The organism is Streptomyces sp. NPDC050145, from assembly GCF_044460245.1.
Classification (GTDB): domain Bacteria; phylum Actinomycetota; class Actinomycetes; order Streptomycetales; family Streptomycetaceae; genus Streptomyces.
Genome location: NZ_JBITJS010000004.1, coordinates 416,027 through 431,475, shown reverse-complemented (window position 1 = coordinate 431,475; position 15,449 = coordinate 416,027). Strand labels below are relative to the sequence as shown.

The 15,449-nt window shown below is 72.3% G+C and carries 15 protein-coding genes and 1 tRNA gene; 7 read left to right on the top strand and 9 right to left on the bottom strand.

Going from position 1 to position 15,449, the window contains the following annotated elements; genetic code table 11:
• Positions 1-245: 245 nt before the first annotated feature.
• Genes ACIBTU_RS11270 through ettA form a run of 3 tightly spaced genes read right to left on the bottom strand, consistent with a single transcriptional unit; the run spans position 246 to position 3,021 of the window.
• The gene (locus tag ACIBTU_RS11270; RefSeq protein WP_399125745.1) at positions 246-938 is read right to left on the bottom strand and encodes a hypothetical protein; all 693 of its coding nucleotides are present in this window, start codon (positions 936-938) and stop codon (positions 246-248) included.
• Positions 935-1,357, bottom strand: a complete 423-nt coding sequence (locus ACIBTU_RS11265) for an acyl-CoA thioesterase (protein ID WP_399125744.1) — start codon at positions 1,355-1,357, stop codon at positions 935-937. The genes ACIBTU_RS11270 and ACIBTU_RS11265 overlap by 4 nt, the downstream gene beginning before the upstream one ends.
• Entirely contained in the window at positions 1,357-3,021 is a 1,665-nt protein-coding gene (gene ettA / locus ACIBTU_RS11260; RefSeq protein WP_399125743.1) for an energy-dependent translational throttle protein EttA, read from the bottom strand. The genes ACIBTU_RS11265 and ettA overlap by 1 nt, the downstream gene beginning before the upstream one ends.
• A gap of 201 nt (positions 3,022-3,222) precedes the next feature.
• Between ettA and ACIBTU_RS11255 the strand changes: the two genes are divergently transcribed.
• Positions 3,223-3,741, top strand: a complete 519-nt coding sequence (locus ACIBTU_RS11255) for an HAD domain-containing protein (RefSeq protein WP_399125742.1) — start codon at positions 3,223-3,225, stop codon at positions 3,739-3,741.
• Between the two features lie 6 nt (positions 3,742-3,747).
• Here ACIBTU_RS11255 and ACIBTU_RS11250 read toward each other — a convergent pair whose 3' ends face one another.
• Positions 3,748-4,344: a hypothetical protein gene (locus ACIBTU_RS11250; protein ID WP_399125741.1), complete on the bottom strand. Its 597-nt coding sequence runs from the start codon at positions 4,342-4,344 to the stop codon at positions 3,748-3,750.
• A 122-nt stretch (positions 4,345-4,466) separates the two neighbouring features.
• Between ACIBTU_RS11250 and ACIBTU_RS11245 the strand changes: the two genes are divergently transcribed.
• Together ACIBTU_RS11245 and ACIBTU_RS11240 are read left to right on the top strand one after the other, a co-directional pair.
• On the top strand, positions 4,467-4,958 hold the full coding sequence (locus ACIBTU_RS11245; protein WP_399125740.1) for a hypothetical protein: 492 nt from the start codon (positions 4,467-4,469) through the stop codon (positions 4,956-4,958).
• Positions 4,955-5,287, top strand: coding sequence for a transcriptional regulator (locus tag ACIBTU_RS11240; protein WP_399125739.1), 333 nt, complete (start codon positions 4,955-4,957; stop codon positions 5,285-5,287). The genes ACIBTU_RS11245 and ACIBTU_RS11240 overlap by 4 nt, the downstream gene beginning before the upstream one ends.
• 12 nt (positions 5,288-5,299) lie before the next feature.
• Here the strand turns inward: ACIBTU_RS11240 and ACIBTU_RS11235 are convergent, their stop codons facing one another.
• The 4 genes from ACIBTU_RS11235 to ACIBTU_RS11220 all read right to left on the bottom strand — a co-directional run bounded on the left by ACIBTU_RS11235 (position 5,300) and on the right by ACIBTU_RS11220 (position 11,289).
• Positions 5,300-6,736, bottom strand: coding sequence for a Cys-Gln thioester bond-forming surface protein (locus ACIBTU_RS11235; RefSeq protein WP_399125808.1), 1,437 nt, complete (start codon positions 6,734-6,736; stop codon positions 5,300-5,302).
• Positions 6,737-7,116: 380 nt separating this feature from the next.
• Positions 7,117-7,572 carry a single-stranded DNA-binding protein gene (locus ACIBTU_RS11230; RefSeq protein ID WP_399125738.1) on the bottom strand — a complete coding sequence of 152 codons (456 nt, stop codon included), beginning with the start codon at positions 7,570-7,572 and terminating at the stop codon, positions 7,117-7,119.
• Positions 7,573-7,693: 121 nt separating this feature from the next.
• A complete protein-coding gene (locus tag ACIBTU_RS11225) occupies positions 7,694-9,634 on the bottom strand; it encodes a GTP-binding protein (RefSeq protein ID WP_399125737.1) in 1,941 nt (646 codons plus the stop codon).
• Between the two features lie 5 nt (positions 9,635-9,639).
• Entirely contained in the window at positions 9,640-11,289 is a 1,650-nt protein-coding gene (locus ACIBTU_RS11220; RefSeq protein ID WP_399125736.1) for a dynamin family protein, read from the bottom strand.
• 346 nt (positions 11,290-11,635) lie between these two features.
• On the opposite strand from ACIBTU_RS11220, the gene ACIBTU_RS11215 reads away from it, so the two are divergent.
• The 4 genes from ACIBTU_RS11215 (at position 11,636) to ACIBTU_RS11200 (ending at position 14,479) form a co-directional block, all read left to right on the top strand.
• Positions 11,636-11,708, top strand: a tRNA-Arg gene (locus ACIBTU_RS11215).
• 190 nt (positions 11,709-11,898) lie between these two features.
• Positions 11,899-13,575 (top strand): tetratricopeptide repeat protein, encoded by a 1,677-nt coding sequence (locus ACIBTU_RS11210; protein WP_399125735.1) that lies wholly within the window; start codon positions 11,899-11,901, stop codon positions 13,573-13,575.
• A 36-nt stretch (positions 13,576-13,611) separates the two neighbouring features.
• Positions 13,612-14,127: a putative immunity protein gene (locus tag ACIBTU_RS11205; protein WP_399125734.1), complete on the top strand. Its 516-nt coding sequence runs from the start codon at positions 13,612-13,614 to the stop codon at positions 14,125-14,127.
• Between the two features lie 145 nt (positions 14,128-14,272).
• Positions 14,273-14,479, top strand: a complete 207-nt coding sequence (locus ACIBTU_RS11200) for a hypothetical protein (protein WP_399125733.1) — start codon at positions 14,273-14,275, stop codon at positions 14,477-14,479.
• A gap of 45 nt (positions 14,480-14,524) precedes the next feature.
• On the opposite strand, the gene ACIBTU_RS11195 is transcribed toward ACIBTU_RS11200, so the two are convergent.
• Entirely contained in the window at positions 14,525-15,427 is a 903-nt protein-coding gene (locus ACIBTU_RS11195; protein WP_399125732.1) for an alpha/beta fold hydrolase, read from the bottom strand.
• Positions 15,428-15,449: the final 22 nt, after the last annotated feature.

Below are 15,449 nucleotides of genomic sequence, written 5' to 3'. Positions count from 1 at the left end.
GCAGTTCCCCGCGCCCCTGAAATGCACGCCCTGCGGGCGGCATTTCCCCGATGAAGGCGCGGCAAAGCCGCAGGCCCTCAGGGGCGCGGGGCTGTATCCGATCAGCGACTCCGTCGCGGGGCGCGAGCAACAAGCCCCTGGGGCGCACGAAGTGTGCCCTTCAGGGGCGCGGGGAACTGCGCGAGAAGCCCCACCGGGCCGCACCCGCAGACGAACGCCCGAAGCTACGGCGCGCAGCGCGAGCCTCAGACGGGGCTGACGGTCAGACCGCCGAGCCCGGCCGACGGTCGCCGATAGACAACCGCCCCGTAAGCCGTCCGCATCCGAACCCACGCCCCGGCGACGAGCAGATCAACAGACTCTCCGCGCAGAAATCCCAGCGAAACCGCCGCGTGAGCGACCCGCACGGGAACCCCACTGGCCCCGATCTCCCGCGACCAGATCTCCCGCCCGACCCGATCGAGCGCACTCCGGGTCCGCGCCTCGGGATCGAGCCCCTCGACCCGCTCCCGGAACTCGACGACCGCGGCCCGCACGAGCCCCCGCAGCGCCTCCCCACCGGGAAAGTCCTCGACGACCCGCCACCCCCCACGAGGGGGAAGGACCCCGGCCCAGGGCGGCCCGGTCAACGCCGCCGGAACAAGCGCCGTCGCGGCCGCCTCGTCCACGGCCTCCAGGAGCTCCCCCGCGGAGACGGTGACGTCGAGCGCGTCCTCGACCCCGTTCTCGTACGGCTTGAGCAGCCGCACGGCCCGCACGGCCAGCACCTCGAAGGAGGGCGGCCGGCCGAACACGGCGAGCGCCTGCCCGCCGGCCTGCGCCTGGAGCCGTACCGCGGCGGCCTTGTCGTAGTGCAGCAGCCGGCCGAGGAAGGCGGCGAGGTCCGCCGCCTCCCCGGCATCGGCGAAGTGCAGCACAGGCGCTGCGGTCCCGCTCATGCGGCGAGCGCCCCCGCACGATCCACGTCGTCGTCCCGGTACTCCTCGAGGAACTCGCGCTCCTCGGCGGTGATCCGGCGCGGCCGCTGCGCCTCGAAGTCGAACGGCACGATGACCGTCGCGGCCCGGACGTACACCTGGTCCGGGTCCTTGACCTCGTAGGCGAGCGTGAACGACGCGGCCTTTATCTCGGTGACCCACAGCTCGATGCTGACCGGGGTGTGCCGGTGCACGAGCTGCCGCTTGTAGTCGATCTCATGGCGTGCCACGACAGACCCCTGCTGGAAGTCCTTGTCCGGGCGGAACAGGAAATCGATGCGCGCCTCCTCCAGGTACCGGAGGAACACGACGTTGTTGACGTGTCCGTACGCATCCATGTCCGCCCAGCGCAGGGGGCAGGCGTATACGTGGCGAGCCATCAGCCGCGGGTCAGCTTCTTGTAGGTGGCACGGTGCGGACGGGCCGCGTCCGGGCCGAGCCGCTCGATCTTGTTCTTCTCGTACGACTCGAAGTTGCCCTCGAACCAGAACCACTTGGACTCACCCTCGTAGGCGAGGATGTGCGTGGCGACCCGGTCCAGGAACCACCGGTCGTGGGAGACGACCACAGCGGCACCGGGGAACTCGAGCAGCGCGTTCTCCAGGGAGCTGAGGGTCTCGACGTCGAGGTCGTTCGTCGGCTCGTCGAGGAGCAGCAGGTTGCCGCCCTGCTTGAGGGTCAGCGCGAGGTTGAGGCGGTTGCGCTCACCACCGGAGAGCACGCCCGCGGGCTTCTGCTGGTCCGGGCCCTTGAAGCCGAAGGCGCTGACGTACGCGCGCGACGGCATCTCGACCTGCCCGACGTTGATGTAGTCGAGCTCGTCGCTCACCACGGCCCAAAGAGTCTTCTTCGGGTCGATGTTGGAGCGGTTCTGGTCGACGTACGAGATCTTGACGGTCTCGCCGACCTTGATGGAACCGGAGTCCGGGGTCTCCAGACCCTGGATCATCTTGAACAGGGTCGTCTTACCGGCACCGTTCGGACCGATGACACCCACGATGCCGTTGCGCGGCAGCGTGAAGCTGAGGTCGTCGATGAGGACCTTCTCGCCGAACGCCTTGCCGAGGTTCTGGACCTCGACGACGATGCTGCCCAGACGCGGGCCCGGCGGGATCTGGATCTCCTCGAAGTCCAGCTTCCGCATCTTCTCGGCCTCGGCGGCCATCTCCTCGTAGCGCGCGAGACGCGACTTGGACTTGGTCTGCCGCCCCTTGGCGTTGGACCGCACCCACTCCAGCTCTTCCTTGAGCCGCTTCTGCCGCTTCTCGTCCTTCTTGCCCTCGACCTTGAGGCGCTCGGACTTCTTCTCCAGGTACGTGGAGTAGTTGCCCTGGTACGGGATGGCGCGACCGCGGTCGAGCTCGAGGATCCACTCCGCGACGTTGTCGAGGAAGTACCGGTCGTGGGTGACGGCCACGACGGCGCCCTTGTACTGGGCCAGGTGCTGCTCCAGCCAGTTCACGGACTCGGCGTCGAGGTGGTTGGTGGGCTCGTCGAGGAGCAGCAGGTCGGGCGCCTCGATGAGCAGCTTGCAGAGCGCGACGCGGCGCTTCTCACCACCGGAGAGGTTGGTGACGGGCCAGTCGCCGGGCGGGCAGCCCAGGGCGTCCATGGCCTGCTCCAGCTGACCGTCGAGGTCCCACGCGTTGGCGTGGTCGAGGTCCTCCTGGAGCTTGCCCATCTCCTCCATCAGCTCGTCGCTGTAGTCGGTCGCCATGAGCTCGGCGACCTCGTTGAAGCGCTTGAGCTTGCCCATGATCTCGGCGGCGCCGTCCTGCACGTTCTCCAGGACGGTCTTCGACTCGTCGAGCTTCGGCTCCTGCATGAGGATGCCGACGCTGTAGCCGGGCGAGATGAACGCGTCACCGTTCGACGGCTGCTCGAGGCCCGCCATGATCTTCAGGACCGTCGACTTACCGGCACCGTTCGGGCCGACGACGCCGATCTTCGCTCCGGGAAGGAAGTTCAGGGTGACGTCGTCGAGGATCACCTTGTCGCCGTGCGCCTTGCGCGTCTTGCGCATGGTGTAGATGAACTCAGCCAAGAGAAACCGTCCGGCAGTCGATGTACGGGTCCGCATCAAGCGGCTCCACCGCGTGAGGGCAGATACACCCCATCTTGCCGCATCGCCAGTGCCGGGCGGAAACCCGTATCGGATCGGGCCCTTGAACTGGGCTCCTTCCCCGCACCCCAGGTAACCCGGGCATCACTGTGGGCGATCTCGCGGGTGCCCTATCGTGCGGCCGTGACCCACGCCACGGCCCACCCCCTCCCTCCCAGCCTCCCTTTCCCCCTCCCCTTCCTCTTTCTGGACATCGACGGTCCGCTGATCCCCTTCGGCGTCCGGTCCGGGCCTGCCGACCCCCTGGACCGGCTCGATCCCGCGGCCGGGGCACGGCTGCTGGAGCTGGACTGCCGGATGGTGTGGGCCACGACCTGGATGGAGGACGCCAACGAGATCGTCGGTCCGCGTCTCGGGCTCCCCCGGCTCCCGGTGCTGTCCGGGCCGGACAGCAATGCCGACTCCGTCCCGAGCCTGCGGGGTCTGCACTGGAAGACGCCGCTGATCGTCGAGTGGGCGGCGGCGGAGCCCTTCATCTGGGTCGACGACGAGATCGGGGCTCTCGACCGGGACTGGGTCGCCGCCGCGCACCCCGGGCCGTTCCTGCTGCACCGGGTGGACCCGGCTCGGGGACTGACCGACGCCGACTTCGCCGCGCTCGGCGACTGGCTGCGCGCCCTCGCCCGGCGCGGCCCGGCCTGATCGCTGTCACCACCCGCAGTCCAGTTCGGCCAGGCCGCCGTCGAGGACCGGGTCGGTGCCCGTGCCGGAGACGCGGAGCAGGCCGCTGTCCGCACCCCAGGTCAGTGCGTAGGTGCCGAACTCGACGGGCCGGTACGCGTCGTCCACGTGCCAGGACCCGGCCTTCCCCACAGCCCAGCCGCTACGCCCCACCGCGTACGCCTCCCCCGCACCGAGCACCAGGAACGCCGTCTCCCGCACCACGGCCCGGCAGCCGTCCCGCCCCTCGGGACGCAGCACGTGGTAGCGCGCCCCGTTCAGCACGTCCCCCGCCACGCCGGCCAACGTGCCGAGCACCGCGGCGCCGATCAGCGCCCGCTGCCCCCACCGCACCAGTGCGCTCCGCCTAGGCCGCCCCGCCACCCGCCGGAACCCGAGCGCCAGTACGAGCAGCACCGCACTCACGCCCCACCCCGGCACGACCCGCCCTCCCACGAGCACCAGCCCGCTCGTCCAGCCGGCGACCGCGGCCAGCGCGAGGGCCCCGGTGCCCGCCACCGTGATCGGGACGGGGGCCGGCGGCCGGTCTGCGGGCAGGGTCCGCGAAGCGGGGGAGGTGATCACGGGGACTACGACGATCCGGGCGCGTCCAGGGTTGCGGCACCGGCCAGCTGGCCCAGGCGCCACTTTCCATCACGGAAACCTGACTCTTTCCAGATGGGAAAGTGAGGGCTACTCTTTCCACCATGGAAACCAACGGGGTCCCTCTCACACCGGCACAGGCCCGCGCCGCTCTGGCCGACACCGAGCACGTCCGCGCGAGCACGGAAAGACGTTCGGCCACACCGTGGCCGACCTGGTTCTTCCTCACCCTGACGCTCTACATCGGCGCGTTCCCGTTCGTGTACGGCGGGGTCATGGCCGGCCGGGACTGGCTGCTACCCGGCCCCGCCTGGACCGGCATCGCCCTCGCGCTCACCGCGCTGTACCTGGCACTCTTCGCCGTCGCGGCCCGGTCCTGGCGCGCGCGGACGGGCGTGGCGCTGCGCTTCGACGTCCTGCCGAAGCGGGTCGTCGCGCCGGGCGCGATCGGCCTGCCGGCGGTGCTCGTGGGTTCGGCGTTCCTGTTCCGCTTCACCGAGCAACCGCTGTGGCTGGCCGCCGCTTCCCTGATCGGGGTCGCCGTGTCCGTCGCCTTCCACTTCACGTTCGTACGACTGCACCGGAAGGCCGCATGAGTGCGGGCGGCGCGCACGGCGCGGACCCCATGGCCGGCTTCGACAGCATCGTCCACGCCCCGAACCGGCTGCGGGTCTGCGCACTCCTCGACGCGGCGGAGGAGGCCGAGTTCGGCACGGTCCAGCAGGAACTGGGCTTGTCCGCCTCGGCGTTGAGCAAGCACGTGACGGTGCTGATGGAGGCCGGATACGTGGAACAGCGCAAGGCCGTCCGTGCCACCCGCCAGCGGGTGTGGCTCAGCCTGACCAAGGCGGGGCGGGAGGCGTACCGGGGGCATCTGGCAGCGCTCCGGGCGATCGTCGGGGGGACGGACGGCCCGGAACTCTGATCCTCCTCCGGTCTAGTCGTTCTGCTGGTCCGGCGTCTTCTTGCGGCGGGAGAGGAACAGGGCGCCGCCGCCGATGACCACGAAGGCGATGGCCGCTCCCGCGATGATCGGGGTCGTGTTCGAGCTGCCGGTCTCGGCGAGGTCCTGGCCGGGGGTGCCGGCGCCGCCGACGGAGGCGGGGCTCGGGCGGGTCGTGGCCTGCGGGCGCAGGCCGCCGTCGTCGGAGGTGACGGCGAGGGCCGCCGACGCGGTGCGGCAGTCCAGGACGCCGCGCATGCGCTTGGTGAAGCCGTGCGGGCCCCGGATCGTGAAGTCGTAGGCCTGGTCCTCCTGCAGCGGGATCGTCACCGTCTGCGTGGACTCGGCGGGGATGGAGTACTCGGTGTCCATCAGGGTGAAGGTGAAGGGCGCGTCGCCCTTGTTCACCGCGGTGATGTCGACGCCGCCCTTCGCGCAGTTCTCCCGGGCGGACAGTGCGGGCACGGGCCCCTTGGCGGCCCAGGTCGCGGTCGCGGTCGCGGAGACGGCGGACTCGCTGGAGCCGGCGAGGATCTGGGTCTGGCTGCGGCTGTCGGAGGTGAAGGCGCGGCCGACGGGCACGGTCGTCGAGCCCTGCACGGTCAGCGCGGCCGAGCCTGCGGCGGCGTCCTCGGGCACGTCGAAGTAGATCTTGCTGCCGTTGGAGGCCGAGACGACGGGCTTGCCCTTGGCGTCGACGAGCTTCACCCCGGCGGAGGCCGCCTCGGCGGGCGGGGTGACGGTGAGCGCGTCCGCGTTCGTCCGCACGGTGACCGGGCCGAGCCGCTCGCCCGGGTGCCCGGACACGGCGGACGGCACGAGGCTCAGCGAAGCGGTCGGCTCGGTGAGGTCACGGGCGCCGCGCTGCAGATAGTCGGCGAGCTTCTCGGCGGCGGGGCTCTCCGCGTCGACGTCCGCCCCGTCCGAGTACCGCCAGATCGCGACCTGGGTACCGGTCGCCGCGTCCTGCTCGGTGAGGCTGCCGGCGCCGGCCTTGCGGGCGAGCGCGGCCAGGTCGTTCACCTGCGGGTAGGAGTTCTGCAGGATCCAGCGGATACGGCCCGCGTCCTTGTTCTGGCTCAGGGACGTGCCGCTCCAGGGGGTCTCCTGGTACCTGGCGTCGGCCTGCGTCGGGTTGTGGAGGTCGATGCAGTACGTCTGCAGCATGCCGCCGCCATCGACGGTCATCCGGAACAGGCCCGCGGGGATCTTCTCGTCGCCACCGCTGTCGTGCAGCACGGCCGTTCCGTAGGTCTCGAGGCCGCCCAGGGTGGCCCCGGCGCCACCGTCCTGCTGGGTGCCGTCGTCGGCCTGGGCCGCTCCGGCGCCGGATATCGCCCCGGCGGCCAGGAGGCCGGACACGGCGACCGCCGCGGCGGCCCGGGCACAGGCCCGCCCGCGCCACGAGGCCCGCACGGCCCGCGAGAACACAGAAAACACGTAATCCCCTTCAGGCGGAACGCGTCGACACATGGGGGGTGGTGTCCCGCCGGCAGATCGAGGTCACTTCGTCGCCAACCACAGTGACCCGGGCGACATCTGAGGCTCCGTGAACCCGCTGAGCCGCCTCGATTCGCTCGAGCCACGCCCGGCATCCTAGGTAAGCGGCTGTTCACGATCCCCGCAGCGGCCGCCCGGCAACCGATCCGAATCGCAATCGTTATCGCCGACACGCGCCCCGAGCTGGACTTGTCGACAAATCACCGGCACGCAAGGCGCGATAGGCCGCACTTCGGGCATCCGGAGCGCGCGCATCCGGAAACTCCAGGTCAGCCGCCTGCGTCAGGGACCCACCCCCGCGACCGACCGCCTCAGCCGACCGGCTCCGGCTGAGGCTGCGGCTCCCGCTCCGGCTCGATCGCGAACGACGGTTCGTCCCGGGCCGGTTGCCCCTCCGCGGCCGCCTTGCGGGCCGTCGCCCGGCGGAAGGCGGCGGTGCCCCGCGCCAGGTCGTGCCCGACGGCCGTCGCCTGGATGTCGGCCGACGTCCAGTGCTGGCCGCCCCGCTCCTCGTCGCGCACCTTCAACCGGCCCTGCACGATGACCGGTTCACCGATCGACACCGACCCCTGCACGTTCGCCCCCAGATTCCCCCAGGCCCACACCGTGAAGAAGTTCGTGTGGCTGTCCACCCATGTCCCTTGCCCCGCGTCGAAACGGCGCGACGTCACCGCGAGCCGGAACCGGGCCACCGGCCCCGTCGGCAGCTCCCGGTACACCGGCGTCGTCGCCACGTTCCCCACGACCGTCAGCAGCGTCTCGTTCATGTCCGCTCCCCCTCCCGTCCCGCGCCGGTCCCTGCCCAGGCGCGCGATCGCGGCCCGAGCCCTTCCCGGACCGCGATCCCCAGACTGCCCCCGCCCCCGCTCCCCCGTTCCGGCCTGTGACCTACCGGCCGGTTGTGGAAAACCCCGTCACCCTTACGTACTGCTCCCTGACCTCGCGGTAGCGCAGCAGCTCCGCCGCGACGGGGTCCAGGACCCGGGCCCGGCCGCACGCCGACGCCGCGTCCCGCAGCCGCCGCTCCGCCTCCTGCCCGTACCGCCGCGCCGGGCCCTTCGCCGCGGCCCGGCAGGCCCATTCCACGCACGGCCCGCCGACGATCCCGGTCAGCATCATCAGCACCGGCACGCCCAGGTTCGGCGAGACGGCCCCGACGATCTGCGCCACCAGCCAGAGCCCGCCCAGGAGTTGGAGCAGCGTCATCGCGACCTGGACGAGCACGGCGAACGGCCACCACTTGGGTCGCGGCGGGCGCGCCCCCGGCGTGTACGCGGCGCGCTGCCTGCGCGAACCGCCCTGGGGCGAGGCGGCCGAGGCGGCCAGCTCGTCGAGCGCCTCCGGGAGGCCCTCGGCGCCCCGCGCGGCGGCGTCCCGTACGGACTGCGCCCAACTGGCAGGCAGGCCCGTGGCGGCCTCGTCGCCGACCTCACGTACGGCGTGCTCGACGCGCTGGCGGGCCGTGATCTCGTCGTCGGCCGGAGCCGAGGGCGTCGGGATCGCGGAGGCGAGGGAGCGCCGGGCGTCGTACCAGCGCCACAGGCGCAGCCACGGGGTGCCGCAGGCGCGGTTGGCGCCGCGGGCCCAGGCACGTTCGGCGGCCTGGCCCGCGGCCGCGGCACCGACGGCCTCGGCGAGCCGGTCGGTGAACTCCTCGCGGGCCAACTCGCTCAGCCCGACCTGCCGGCCCGCCGCGTACAGCGGCCGCAGCCGGTCGGCGGTCGCGTCGATGTCGGCGGCGATGCGGCGCTCGGCGGCCCGCCGGGTCGCGGTGAACTGGTCCAGGGCGTCGCGCAGTTCGCCCACACCCTCGCCGGTGAGGGCGGACAGCGGGAGCACGGTCGCGCCCGGTTCGCCGTACTCGCCGAGCGCGATGCCGTCCTCGTCGAGGAGGCGGCGCAGGTCGTCCAGGACCTGTTCGGCGGCCTCGTCGGGCAGCCGGTCGACCTGGTTGAGCACCACGAACATCACCTCGGCGTGCCCCGCCATGGGCCGCAGGTAGCGCTCGTGGAGCATCGCGTCGGCGTACTTCTCCGGGTCGACGACCCAGATCACGGCGTCGACGAGGTCGAGGACCCGGTCGACGGTGTGCCGGTGCTCGGGGGCGGCCGAGTCGTGGTCGGGCAGGTCGACGAGGACGAGCCCGTCGAGGGAGCCGGGGGCGCCCTGCTGGATCGGACGGCGGCGGGAGCGGCCCGGGATGCCGAGGCGGTCGAGGAGGGCGGCGGCCCCGTCGGTCCAGCTGCACGCGATGGGCGCGGAGGTGGTGGGCCGGCGCAGGCCGGTCTCCGAGAGGGGGACGCCGGCGAGGGCGTTGAACAGGGTCGACTTGCCGCTGCCGGTCGCTCCGGCGACGGCGACGACGGTGTGCCGGGACGACAGGCGGCGCCGGGCCGCGGCCTCGTCCAGGACCCGGCCCGCCTCGGCGAGGGTTCCGGCGTCGAGCCGGGCCCGGGACAGGCCGACGAGTTCGCGCAGGGCCTCCAGCCGGCCGCTGAGCGGGTCCGTCGTGTCCGGGGCGTGTGCCGGGGCCGTGGTCAGGGCGTCGGCCGGGCGGCCCTCGGCGCGCCGGGCGATGAGCCCGTCCCCCCAGGACCCACCCTTCTCGCCCCGCTGGCCCCGCTCGCCCTGCTCGTCTCGTTCTCCCCGTTCTCCCCGGGCGGCCTTCTTTCCTGCCCGGCCCGCCCGCGCCGAGCACTCGGGCTGCTCGGCCGGATCGGCCTGAGCGGTGTTCCCGGGGTGCCCGGCGCTCCCCGTGTGCTCGGCGTTCCCGGTGCGCTCTTCGGTCTTCTGTTCGGTCTTCTCGGTCGAATCCGTGACGGTGGTCACCGCCCTCACCTCTCCTTCTGCAGCAGCGACAGGGCCGCGATGAGTTCGGCCTGGGGCTCGGGGCCGACGCCGAGTGCGTCCATGGGGGCGAGCCGGCGCTCGCGTTCCGTGCCGAGCACGCTGTCGACGTACTCGGTGAGCAGCCGGCCGCCGCGGTCGCGCAGGCGCAGGGCTCCCTGGGCGCCGATCCGTTCGGCGAGGTGCTCGCCCGCGGCCTTGGCGCGGCGGCCGCCGAGCAGGGCGGTGGCGACGAGCGCGGCGACGGCCTCCGGGTCGGGCGGGGTGACGCCGGTCAGCTCGGCGACACCGCGCACCTGTTCCTCCGCGTACTCCTCCAGGACACGCCGCCAGCGCCGTACGGCCAGCCCGATGCGGTGCTCGGCGCTCTCCAGTCCCCGGTCGCGCCCGGTCAGTTCGGGCGCGTCGCCGCCCGGTTCGCGGCGCCAGGCCGCCTCCACGCGCGCGTCCGCGGCGGTCACGGCGCAGAGCAGGAGCGACCCCAGGCTCTCCACCAGAGCGTCGAGCAACTCCCCCGCCGAGCAGTCCAGCGGATAGCTGCGCCACCGCTTGAGCGCGTCCCCGGCGAGCACGGCGCCGCTCTGCAACCGCTCCTTCACGCGCGCGTGCTCGTCGTCGTACACCTCCTCGGCGGCGGTCGTGAGCCGTACGGTCGCGGAGTACTGGAGGGCGACGGCGGAGGCCAGTTCGGGCATCCGAACGCGCAGGGACTCCAGGACGCCGCGGGCGGTGCGGGCCAGGGCGAGGCCGCGGGCGGCCGGGTCCTGGGCGCGGTGGGCGAGCCAGGCGCGCAGCGGGGCGACGGCGGTGGCCGGCAGCAGTCCGCCGTCGCGGGTCGACTCGGGCAGCTCGGGCACGGTGTACATCGGGACCTCGCCGAGCCCCGCCTTGGTGAGCAGGGCGCCGTACTGCTGCGACACCTCGGCGAGCACCTGATGCGGCACCCGGTCGAGGACGGTGACGAGGCTGGCGTTGTACTCCTTCGCGGTACGGAGCATGCGCCAGGGCACGGCGTCGGCGTAGCGGGCGGCGGTGGTCACCATGACCCACACGTCGGCGGCGCTGATCAGGCGGGCGGCGAGCACGCGGTTCTCGGCGATCAGGGAGTCGACGTCGGGGGCGTCGAGGAGGGCGAGGCCGCGCGGCACGCTGCCGGCGGTCTCCACCCGCAGGGCGCGTTCGCCGTCCTCCACGAGCGGTACGAGCGCGTCCTCGTCCGGCTCCCGCTCCGCGCCGTCGCCCTCGCCCTCGGTCTGGCGGGGCATCCACACGCGGGTGAGGTCGGGCAGGACCCGCATCCCGGAGAACCAGTGGTGGTCGTCCGGATGGCAGACCAGCACAGGGGTGCGGGTCGTCGGGCGCAACACGCCCGCCTCGCTCACCACCCGTCCCACGAGCGAGTTCACGAGGGTCGACTTGCCCGAGCCCGTGGATCCGCCGATCACGGCGAGCAGGGGGGCTTCGGGCGCCCGCAGGCGGGGCACGAGATAGTCGTCGAGCTGGGCGAGCAACTCACCGCGGTTGGCGCGCGCGCGTGGCGCCCCCGGCAGGGGGAGCGGGAACCGCGCGGCGGCGACACGGTCGCGCAGCACGGTGAGAGCGTCGAGCAGCTGAGGCCGTACGTCCAAGGTCACCACATGCGAAGAATGCCCAATTTTGGTGGCTTTCTGAAGCATATGACCCCACCTGCGCGCCGATAAGTCGTGCGATACGACACAGGAAGCGCACAGCGGGCACGGAGGGACAAGTGGGGGCGCAGGCATAACGAGTGCACAACACCCGTGGCGCGAGGCACCAAAAGCACTGCAGGATTCGTACCCATCTGCGATTATCAGGTCCGCTTCACCGAACCTCCACATCGAGCCACAGCGACGAAACGGAGGCGAAGCAGCAGGGACAGGGACCAAGGAGCTCTATCCTTGTCCCCGGCAAGGTCACGGATCTCCCCCACATCCGTCCGTCCGAGCCACCGGCCACACACCGGCCCCCGTAGCTCAGTGGATAGAGCAGGCGCCTTCTAAGCGCTTGGCCGCAGGTTCGAGTCCTGCCGGGGGCGCCGTCCGATCCAAGTCGGCTCCGCTGCCGCGCCCTCCCTCCGGGAGGGCATTTTCTATGCCCCTCTCCCTCTTTGCCCCCCCTTTTCTTTGCCCCTCTTCCCGCAGGCACTCCCGAATGCTCTCGGATGCTCTCGGGGTGCAACATCCGCCTGTTCTCCGGCACTTGGCTGGTCCTGACACGATGTGATCATGACGACCACCACGCAGGACATACAGGCGCGCGGTGAGGCTCTGGTCGCCGCTGCCGTTTCCGGGGACGCTCAGGGTGCTCGGCGGGGGACCGACTTCTTCGTGCTCAATTCGTACGTGGACGAGGGCATCCCCTTCTGGGAGCAGGCCGTGGCGGCCGGGGACGCCTTCTCGCACTACACGCTGGCCCGGTACCGGAAGGTCCGGGGCGACCGGGCGGGGGCGGACGCGCTGTACCGGGCCGTCGCCGACCGGCACGCGCCGAGCGCGTACGGGCTCGGGATGCTGCTGCGGGAGAACGGGGATCCCGAGGCCGTCGAGTGGTTCCGGCGCGGGTGGGAGGACGGGCGGCATCTCGACTGCAAGATCGAGCTCGGCAAGCTGCTCGCGGCCGAGGGGAAGCCCGCCGAGGCCTCGAAGTTCCTGATGAGCGACATCGAGCTCGGCGACATCGCGGTCTTCCGCTGGTCGCAGCTCTTCGACTCGTTCCGCGCGGACCTCGACCGCGTCGCGGCGGACCTCGACGCCGCCGAGGCCGAGGAGGACGAGGACGCAGCGGTCGAGGCACTGCGCCCGCTCTTCGACCTGGAGAAGCACTTCCACACCTATCCGGGCCTGACCACCGAGGCCGCCGCCCTGTACCGGCGGGCGTCCGCGCTCTCCGCGTCCGCCCGGGTGGACCACGCCGTGTTCCTGACGGAGACGGGCGGCGACGCGGCCTGGCCCGAGGCGCTGGGGCTCTTGCACAGCGCGCACGAGTCGGGATACCAGGGGGCCTCGTACGCACTCGGGGTCCTGCACGAGCAGCGCGGCGATCTCGTCGGGGCCGAACGCTGGTACGAGGTCGCGACCGGGTACGGCCATCAGACGGCACAGTGGAACCTCGCCCTCCTGTGCAAGCGGCAGCGGCGCTACGAGGAGGCCGAGCGCTGGTTCCGGACCGTCGGCGCGGACGACGAGGACGTCGTCGAGCAGCTCGCGCACATCGCGGCGCTCCGCGCGGGCGAGGCCGGCGCCCCCGGCAAGGACCTGGACCGGCTGCCCGGGCTGCGCGAGCGGGCCGAGGCGGGCGACATCCAGGCCGGGTTCGCGTACGCGCGGATCGTCCGCGACTGGGGCGGCGCGGACGCGGCGCAGCTGTTCCGGCTGATCGAGCCCGCCGCGCTGGCCGGCGACCCGCAGGCGGCGCACGACCTCGCCGAGGTGTACGACAAGCGGCGCCGGCCCGTGCTGCGCGATCAGTGGTACCGGACGGCCGCCGAGGCGGGGCACCACGACGCGTGCCACCACATGGGCTGGCTCTCCGAGTACCACCGGGACTATCGGGAGGCCGAGCGCTGGTACGTGCGCGCCGCCGAGGACGGGTCCGCGCTCAACAGCATGCTCGCGGGCAAGCTGAAGGCCCAGCGCGGCGCACACCACGAGGCGGAGCCCTTCCTGCGCGCGGCCTGGGAGCAGGGCGGCGACGCCGTGTACCGCTGGGAGGCGGCCGGGTACTACGGGCTGGTGCTACACCGGCTCGGCCGGCTCGAGGAGGCCGTCGAACCCCTGCGGGCCGCCGCCGAGCACTGGGCCGACGTACGCGCCCGCTACGACCGTGACGACCTGGAGGTCCTGTCCCGGATGGCCAAACCGGCCGATGAACTGGCCGCGGTGGAGGAGAAGTTGGCTGCCTGATCCGCGCCGGCAGGCGTCGGCCGCTACCGTGCGGGCATGATCCTTCCCAAGGTCAGGGACCCTCGGTTCATCACGATCCGACGCGGCGGGACGCTCACCGACGACGATCACCATCTGCTCGCCCTGTGGGCGGCCGACTGCGCCGAGCACGTGCTGCCCCTGTTCGAGGCGGAGCGGCCCGACGATCCGCGCCCCCGGGAGGCGATCGCGTACGCGCGGGCCTGGGTGCGCGGGGAGTTCAAGATGATGGAGACCCGGGCGGCGGGCGGCCACGCGATGGGGGCGGCGCGGGATCTGAAGGGTGCCGCCCGGAACGCCGCGTACGCCGCCGGGCAGGCCGCCGTCGTCGCCCATGTCGCAGCCCACGAACTCGGCGCGGCCGCGTACGCGATCAAGGCCGCCCGAGCCGCCGCGCCGAAGAGCGAGGCGGAGGCTGCCGGACGCCGCGAATGCCGGTGGCAGCGGGACCGCCTGCCGGACGCGATCCGCGCCCTCGTGCTCGACGACCAGCGGCTGCGGAACGACATCTGCTGGTCCGTCTTCGAGTGCTGAGGCGGGGTGGGGTGCGGTGGCTTGGGGTTCTGTGGCTTGGGGTTCTGCGGCCTCCTCGTCCCCACCCTCGCCTTCGTACACATTTTCCAAACGTTCCCCCTGAATTCGACGTGGCTGGAAAGATCACCCCGACAACGACGTTGCTATGACGAGGGATCAGATGGAGCAGCCCAAGCCGACCACGCGCGCCAGATTCAACTGGTGGCTGCCGACCGTGTACGCCGCCGCCATCGTGCTCACGGGAGCGGTCGGCAGTGGGCGGGCCACCGGAATCGTCGCCGCTGTCGGGGGCGTGCTGCTCGGTCTCTACTACGGATTCGGAGCGCGTCTGCTGGGGCGGCAGCGCGACTGAGTTCTGGGCACGGCCCCACGCCCTCGCCGGCGACTCGGTCGGCGGTCAGCGCCCGAAGAGGGTCCGGGCCGCCTCTGCCACCGCGTCGGGGCGTTCCTCGTGCACGTAGTGGCCGGCGTCCGGCAGCACCTCTATGCGGAGGTCGCTCGCGCGAGCCGCGCCCGGAGGTGTGAGGACGGACGGGGGCAGCATGAAGTCCCGTTCGCCTCCGAGGATCACGGTGGGCGTGGTGAGGCGCAGCTTCTTGTAGCGGCCCAGGGCCAGGCGGGCGATGTCGCGCAGGGCGAAGGCCCGGTGGAGGGCCTCGCCGGCGCGGGCCCGGTCGGGCTCGGCGCTGGAGCGCGTGTACTCGTCGAGCTCGGCGGGCGCCCAGACCGCCTGATCCACCACTCCTCTGCGCAGGAGGTAGCGGGTGAACGCCGGGCGCTTGCGGAGCAACCAGCGGCCCAGGAGCGGCTGTTCGAGCAGGGCCGTGTACCAGAAGCGCCAGGCCTGCGGCAGCAGTCTGCGGTGGCGGGGCCAGGGATGCATCATGTTCAGCGCCAGGAAGCGCGTCACGCGCCGGGGTGCGCGCAGGCACAGATGGAAGCCCGTCCAGGCGCCCCAGTCGTGCCCTATGAGGTGGACCCGGTCGAGATCGAGCGCGTCGAGCAGGGCGATGACGTCGGCGACGCGGGTGTCCGTGTCGTAGCCGGTGCGCGGCGCGTCGGAGCGGCCGAAGCCTCGCTGGTCCACGCAGATCAGGCGGTACTGATCGCCGAGGAGCGGGATCAGGCGGCGCCAGGCGTGCCCGTCCTGCGGGAACCCGTGCAGGAGGAGCACGGGCTCGCCCTGTCCGGCCTCGGCGATGTGCAGGCGCAGGCCACCTCGTACGGTCACGTACCGGTGCCGCGTGCCCTGCGGCTCGTCCGGCTCGGTTGATTTCGGTCGGCTCTCGAAGGTCTCCATGGGGTCTCCCGGGGTGCGGTTG

Coding starts and splice junctions, on each gene's coding strand:
- ACIBTU_RS11230 (WP_399125738.1), bottom strand. CDS start 7,572: ATGAACGAGACGCTGCTGACGGTCGTGGGGAACGTGGCGACGACGCCG.
- ACIBTU_RS11245 (WP_399125740.1), top strand. CDS start 4,467: ATGGAAACCAACGGGGTCCCTCTCACACCGGCACAGGCCCGCGCCGCT.
- ACIBTU_RS11240 (WP_399125739.1), top strand. CDS start 4,955: ATGAGTGCGGGCGGCGCGCACGGCGCGGACCCCATGGCCGGCTTCGAC.
- ACIBTU_RS11200 (WP_399125733.1), top strand. CDS start 14,273: ATGACGAGGGATCAGATGGAGCAGCCCAAGCCGACCACGCGCGCCAGA.
- ACIBTU_RS11195 (WP_399125732.1), bottom strand. CDS start 15,427: ATGGAGACCTTCGAGAGCCGACCGAAATCAACCGAGCCGGACGAGCCG.
- ACIBTU_RS11205 (WP_399125734.1), top strand. CDS start 13,612: ATGATCCTTCCCAAGGTCAGGGACCCTCGGTTCATCACGATCCGACGC.
- ACIBTU_RS11265 (WP_399125744.1), bottom strand. CDS start 1,357: ATGGCTCGCCACGTATACGCCTGCCCCCTGCGCTGGGCGGACATGGAT.
- ACIBTU_RS11270 (WP_399125745.1), bottom strand. CDS start 938: ATGAGCGGGACCGCAGCGCCTGTGCTGCACTTCGCCGATGCCGGGGAG.
- ACIBTU_RS11210 (WP_399125735.1), top strand. CDS start 11,899: ATGACGACCACCACGCAGGACATACAGGCGCGCGGTGAGGCTCTGGTC.